This window comes from Candidatus Poribacteria bacterium (genome assembly GCA_016866785.1).
Lineage (GTDB): Bacteria > Poribacteria > WGA-4E.
This window is the reverse complement of the sequence record VGLH01000043.1, coordinates 24614-30741: the sequence shown is the minus strand read 5'-3', so window position 1 is coordinate 30741 and position 6128 is coordinate 24614. Positions and strand designations below refer to the sequence as shown.

Below are 6128 nucleotides of genomic sequence, written 5' to 3'. Positions count from 1 at the left end.
GTCCTGCAACAACGCACGCATCGACCTGGCATACCGCGTCCTGGACCTGCTGCTCATCGAGGATGCCGCCGAGGCGCTTCGGCAGTTCGACCGGCTCTTGCGCGTGACGGGAACGGACGCAGGGGCACTCGACCTGGAGCGCTATCTCGACGACGGCGACGCGCGAGACTGCGAATTCCTTCTGGCTGAAGCCCTCGAGCGCGCCGGCAGGAGCGATGAGGCGATCCACCTCTATGCGCGCTGTCTCCAGCGCGAGGCGCGCGAGCCCTACTTCCGCCGCTTCATCGACGAGGTCAGGGATCGTCACCGGACACTGGTGTTCCGGCGGATCGCCGAAGCCGCACAGACACATGGAATGACGCCGTCCCTCAGAGAACAGGCGCGGCGTGCGCTCGCGCATGGATGGACGCGTCGAAGCCGTGCGTACCATCTGCGTCGGCTCGCAGAGGCACTGGAGGCGGGCGGACACACGGACGACGCCCGCGATGTTCTGGGCGAAGCTCTGGCTCTCTTCCCGAAGCTGCCGGGCGTCAAGCGGCTCTCGGTGCGTCTGGGCATCGCCCCCTACGAGCCTGCCTACCACGACGACACGGCATCTCAGCCACGCGTCTGAAGCTCTGAAGCGCGGACGCCCTGCCCACGGCAGTAGGCAGGGCGCGTAGACCGCGTGTCCGAGAAGACCTACTTCAGGATCGCCATCCGACCCACACTGGCATACGAGCCAGCCCGGAACTCGTAGTAATAGACGCCGCTTCCCACCGTCTCGCCGAGCTCATTGCGCCCATCCCAGTGTGCGGCGCGGTCGCGCGTCGCATAGGCTCCGGCGGGCTGAAAGCCCAGGTCGAGCCGTCGAACCAGTCGCCCAGCCGCGTCGAACACGCGCACGATCGCCGAGGAGTCCTCGGCGAGCTGATAGGGAATCCACGTCTCCGGATTGAATGGATTGGGGTAGTTCGCGCCGACGAGGGTCCGCGCGTCGCGGGACAACCGCAAGTCGAGTCGGACGGGTCCTCCGACGCCGTTGAGTCGGTCGAGATCGCGCGTCGCCAGCGTCGCCTGACCGATGCGCAGACTTCGCAACGCCTCGGCACGGCTCCCAATGACGCGAAATCGCGCTTCGACCATCTCGCCGTCGGTTGTTGCGGACGCATCGCCCAGAACCGCCGCGATGACGCGCAGGCTCCCGATGGCGCTCTCGGTCGCATCCGACGCCTGCCAGAAGGTTCCCGATTGGCTCTGAAGCAGATCGCCCTCGTGGACGTCCAGCATCTGTAGACGGCTGGGATCGAACGCCAGCTCGAAGTCGTAGCCAGCGATGTCCGTGCTGCCGACCGGCGAGATGCGAACCGCGATATCCGAGCTGCCATGAACGCCCGTCGCCGTGATCGCCAGGGACGCTTCACCGGCGGTTGCGATCCCCGGAGCCGCGACGAGCTTCTCGCCGAACCGACGGGCGATCAGCACGAGATCGACGATATCGACAACGCCGTCCTTGTTGATGTCGTTGGGCGAGCCGGCGCCGGACTCTCCGAAGGAACGCGCGACCGTCACCAGGTCGATGATGTCGATGATTCCGTCGCCGTTCAGGTCTTCGGGAGTCTTCGGCTTCTCCGGCACGGAGAGCGTCACGACTAGGCTCGCGTTTTGAACGTCCTTGGTGGCGAGCGTCTTGGATTCTTCGAGAGTCTGTTTCTTGTCGGCGCTCGTCGCGACGACCTTGATGACGTCACCGACGTCGGCGGCGTTGTTCGTGGCGAAGTCGAGGCGGACGACGCTCCATCCGCCGGGCCCCTCGCTGCCCGACACGCTCTTCTCCGTCCAGTTGCGCGTCGAGTTGGTGACGGCTACCTCCCAACCATCGAGGGGAGCCCCCTTCGCATCGAGCAGCTTCCCCTGAACCACCATGACGGGCGTGGCAGACCACGCGACCATCATCGCGAGGCTCCACAGCACAAAGACGACGACACCTGCCACCCAAGCGGACACACGCTTCGTTAGGCTCATGCGGCACCCCCGGACATCGATCCAGAGCTGGGTAGAATCATCGCACCGCGTATGTCACGCGGCGAGGACGGCAATCCCATGTACGATAGGAACAACGCACAGCGGCAAGGCGTCGTTTCCGATGCGTGAAGGCGTCGTCTCGAACATTGTGGCGAACCGATGCCCATGGGACAATGCTCGCCCGGACTCGAACGAAGGGAACCCATGAGCGACCGACCGAACATCTTGCTCATCACGAGCGATCAGCAACACTGGAACACGCTCGGCTGCCAGAACCCCGAGATCCGGACGCCTAACCTGGATCGACTCACCTCCCAGGGCACGCTCTTCACCCGCGCTTACTGCCCGAACCCGACCTGCACGCCGACTCGGGCGTCGATGATCACGGGCATGCATCCGAGCCAGCACGGTGCGTATTCGCTCGGCACGAAGCTGCAAGAAGATGTGCCCACGCTTGGGGACGACCTGACGCGAGCCGGATACCGCACGGCGCTTGTCGGGAAGGCGCACTTCCAGCCGCTTCGCGGCACAGACGACTACCCCTCGCTGGAAGCCTACCCGGTTCTACAGGACCTCGACTTCTGGCGCGGGTTCCACGGACCCTTCTACGGCTTCCAGCACGTCGAGCTCGCCCGAAACCACACGGATGAGGCGCATGTCGGGCAGCATTACGCGATCTGGATGGAGGAGAACGGCTGCCACAACTGGCGCGACTACTTCCGCCCGCCGACGGGCAACAACAGCTCGCAGAAGCGCAAGTGGCTCATCCCGGAACGGTTCCATTACGACGCTTGGATCGCCGAGAGAACCAACGCTCTGATGGAGCAGTACTGCCGCGCGGGCGAGAGCTTCTTCCCGTGGGCGAGCTTCTTCGACCCGCATCCGGCGTACCTCGCGCCGGAGCCGTGGCACACGATGTACGACCCCGCCGCGCTCACCGTCCCGCAGGTGGTTCCCGGCGAGCATGACGGCAACCCGCCGCACTTCCGCATGACCCAGGAGCCCAAGCCCGACTTCTCCGCCTACCGCGAGAGTGGGCAGGGAATCCATGGCTGCCATTCCCACCTGCACGACCGCGACGAACTCGCCAGGAATATCGCCGTCTACTACGGCATGATCTCGCTGATGGACAAGCACATCGGAACCATCCTGGACCGTGTCGAGTCTCTTGGCATCGCCGACGACACGCTCGTCGTCTTCACATCGGACCACGGGCATCTCTACGGGCAGCACGGGATGATCGCCAAGGGCCCGTTCCACTACGAGGACCTGATCCGCGTGCCGTTCATCGTGCGGTACCCTGGACGGGTTCCCGGTGGAGCGCGCTCCGACGCCCTTCAGTCGCTGGTCGATCTGCCTCCGACGTTCCTAAGCGAGGCGGGCGTACCCGTTCCGGGCAGGATGACAGGGCTCGACCAGAGCCCTACGTGGCGTGGGTCGGATGCGAGCAGGCGGCGTCACGTCGTCGTCGAGAACCGCCATGAACCGACGACGCTGCATCTCAAGTCCTATGTGAACGACCGCTACAAGCTCACCGTCTACTACAACCGCGACGACGGCGAGCTGCTCGATTTGGTCGAGGACCCGCATGAGCTGCGGAACCGGTGGTACGAGCCGGAGTACGCTTCTCTGCGGGCGGAACTCACGCGCCAACTGCTGTTCGCGGAGATGGGCAAGGAGCCGCTGCCGATGCCCCGCATCTGGGGAGCCTGATCGGCGCGTGCCGCGACGACGCCTGGGCTAGACGACTTCGACGAACACCTGTCCAGCATCCGCGGGCCCAACACGGTGCACGACGCCGCCGATGCGTACGCGCATCTGACCTGTGGGCTCATCGACGCGCAAGACAGCCACCTCGGCGTCCGGGACGAGACCCATCCCAGCGAACCCCCGCAGCGCGTCCGGGTCCGAATCGCTGACGCGCCGGACGACGACGTTCTGTCCCTCGATGGCGGAGGCGAGCGGCATGAAGAGACGGTCCGCCACGCCGCCCGCCCGCGTGGGGATCGGGTCTCCGTGAGGGTCCGTGTCGGGATACCCCAGCAGCTCGTCAATGCGATCCTCGAACTGCTCCGAGATGACGTGCTCCAGCGTCTCGGCTTCGGCATCCACCTCGTCCCATGTGAATCCGAGGCGCTCCGTGAGGTAGAGCTCCAGCAGTCGGTGATGTCGGATGACTTCGAGCGCGATCTGGGTTCCTGCCTCGGTCAGAATCGCGCCCTGGTAGGGTTCATAGTCGACCAAGCCCAGCTTGGCGAGCCGTTTGAGCATGTTCGTCACCGACGCCGGACTGAGCTCAAGCGACTCCGCGATCAGAAGCGTAGTCGCTCGTCTGTGCTTGGCAGTGACCTTGTAGATCGCCTTGACGTAGTCCTCCATCGCGTGAGTCAGCACGCGTGAGAGACGCGCCGACGCTCGGTTCTCAGCGCTTGGGCTTACGCTTCGACGATCCATGGCGTCCCCTGCTACTGCGTCCGCGGTCGGTTCATGTGTAGTCGAGCCCTGTCACGACGAAGGCGATCCCTCCCGTCCGCATCGCCAGGGTGTACAGCGTCAGGCAGTTCGTCCCACGACTCGCCCATACGACGGGCTGACCTACGCGCGGCTTCTCGAGCAACTGTACGAACGCGAAGCTAGGAGCAGACCCGGTTCCGGGGTAGTCCGGATCGACGGTATCGACGCGCAACCGAGCCCGTCGCATGACCGGCGGACCATCGGACGCCGCGTGTCGTCGCGGCGGGAGCGCTTGCGTCGGCGCGACCAGAATACGGGGCGATGGGCGATCCATCGAATGATCCTTGCGTGTCGTCGCGGTCACGGCGAACGAATCCTAGAACTCGTCGAGCGCATCCAGCTCGGCGTCGGCTTCGTTGCGTACCTTGAGATCGCCTTTGGCGCGGGCGACCTCCGACGCAGCTCGGTACGCCTCGCGGGCGGCATCGTCTTCACCAAGAGCCGCATAGGCTCTCGCCAGCCCAAGTCGCGCGGCGCTGTAGTCGGGGTTCAGCCGAACTGCGGACGAGAACGCTTCAAGGGCTTCTTCGTGGCGACCCTCTTCCGCGTAGAACGTGCCTGCGACGAAGTGGACGAGCGGGTCATCCGGTTCCGCCGCGAGCGCCTCGCGGATCAGCTCTTCGCGCGGATTGGGCATCACCTCACCGAGTTCCTCCTGTGCCCCATCTACATCGGATGGAGCTCGACGCGGTCGATCAGCGCCTCGATCTGAGCTCGCGTGCACGAGCCGGCAGCCCAGACGCCGGCGTTGGCGGCTCCGGCTGCGATCCCGAGCCGGATGATGTCTTCCGGCGCTTGCGAACGCGCCCACCCAACCGCCATCGCGCCGACGAGAACATCGCCAGATCCGATGGGATTCACCGTCTTCACCGGCGGCGGAGTCGCGCGATACCGTCGCCCTTCGCACAGCACCAGCGCACCCTCTTCGCCGAGAGTCAGGAGCACCCACGGAATCCCGAGCGAGGCGAACTCGTCGACGACCTTCTCGCGCTCTCCCGGCGACAGCGACTGCGCGCCGCGCCACTCAGCCGCTTCCGCTTCGTTGGGCTTGACGAGCGTGGGCACCCGCCGGACGGCTTCGCGCAGCGCTCCACCTCTCGAGTCGAGGAAGACCGGCAGTCCACGGCTGCGAGCCATCATCACCATCTCGGCGTAGATGTCCGTGGACATCGGGTCGGGAGCCGGGCCCGTCAGCAGCACGACTCGTGCGCGGTCCAGCAGTTTGGCGAACCGCTGGAAAAGCGCCACTCGGGCTTCGGCTGGTATGGACGCGCCAGGCTCGACATACGCCGTCTGGGCGTAGTCTGCCGAGTCCGTCTCCAGGATCGTCACCACCTGGCGTGATTCTCCCTCGACCCAGACTGGCACGCTGGGGATCGAGTCGGAGCCGATCAGATCACGGATCAGCCGTCCGGTGTGACCCGCAACGACGACCAGCGCGACTGTAGTCTCGCCCAGTTCGTGGATCACCCGCGACGCGTTGATGCCTTTGCCGCCGGCGATGCGAGTGACGCGCTCGGAACGATGGATCCGCCCGTGACGATGGTCTCGGACGAAGATCGTCGTATCGACACACGGGTTCAGAGTCACCGTCAGGATCATGGCGGGGG

The 6128-nt window shown here is 65.4% G+C and carries 7 protein-coding genes; 2 read left to right on the top strand and 5 right to left on the bottom strand.

Annotated elements, in window-relative coordinates:
* A partial coding sequence (locus tag FJZ36_08180; GenBank protein ID MBM3214876.1) for a tetratricopeptide repeat protein occupies window positions 1-613 on the top strand: 613 nt, incomplete at its 5' end.
* Window positions 614-681: 68 nt separating this feature from the next.
* Here FJZ36_08180 and FJZ36_08175 read toward each other — a convergent pair.
* Window positions 682-2004 carry a hypothetical protein gene (locus FJZ36_08175; protein ID MBM3214875.1) on the bottom strand — a complete coding sequence of 441 codons (1323 nt, stop codon included), beginning with the start codon at window positions 2002-2004 and terminating at the stop codon, window positions 682-684.
* Between the two features lie 204 nt (window positions 2005-2208).
* Here FJZ36_08175 and FJZ36_08170 point away from each other — a divergent pair, with 204 nt between their 5' ends.
* A complete protein-coding gene (locus FJZ36_08170) occupies window positions 2209-3717 on the top strand; it encodes a DUF4976 domain-containing protein (protein ID MBM3214874.1) in 1509 nt (502 codons plus the stop codon).
* A gap of 27 nt (window positions 3718-3744) precedes the next feature.
* On the opposite strand, the gene FJZ36_08165 is transcribed toward FJZ36_08170, so the two are convergent.
* The 4 genes from FJZ36_08165 to FJZ36_08150 are packed head-to-tail and all read right to left on the bottom strand — an operon-like array spanning window position 3745 to window position 6120.
* Entirely contained in the window at window positions 3745-4458 is a 714-nt protein-coding gene (locus FJZ36_08165) for a metal-dependent transcriptional regulator (protein ID MBM3214873.1), read from the bottom strand.
* Window positions 4459-4489: 31 nt separating this feature from the next.
* Window positions 4490-4792, bottom strand: coding sequence for a hypothetical protein (locus FJZ36_08160; protein ID MBM3214872.1), 303 nt, complete (start codon window positions 4790-4792; stop codon window positions 4490-4492).
* Between the two features lie 42 nt (window positions 4793-4834).
* A complete protein-coding gene (locus tag FJZ36_08155) occupies window positions 4835-5155 on the bottom strand; it encodes a tetratricopeptide repeat protein (protein MBM3214871.1) in 321 nt (106 codons plus the stop codon).
* A gap of 29 nt (window positions 5156-5184) precedes the next feature.
* Window positions 5185-6120: a hexose kinase gene (locus FJZ36_08150; protein MBM3214870.1), complete on the bottom strand. Its 936-nt coding sequence runs from the start codon at window positions 6118-6120 to the stop codon at window positions 5185-5187.
* Between the last annotated feature and the right edge of the window lie 8 nt (window positions 6121-6128).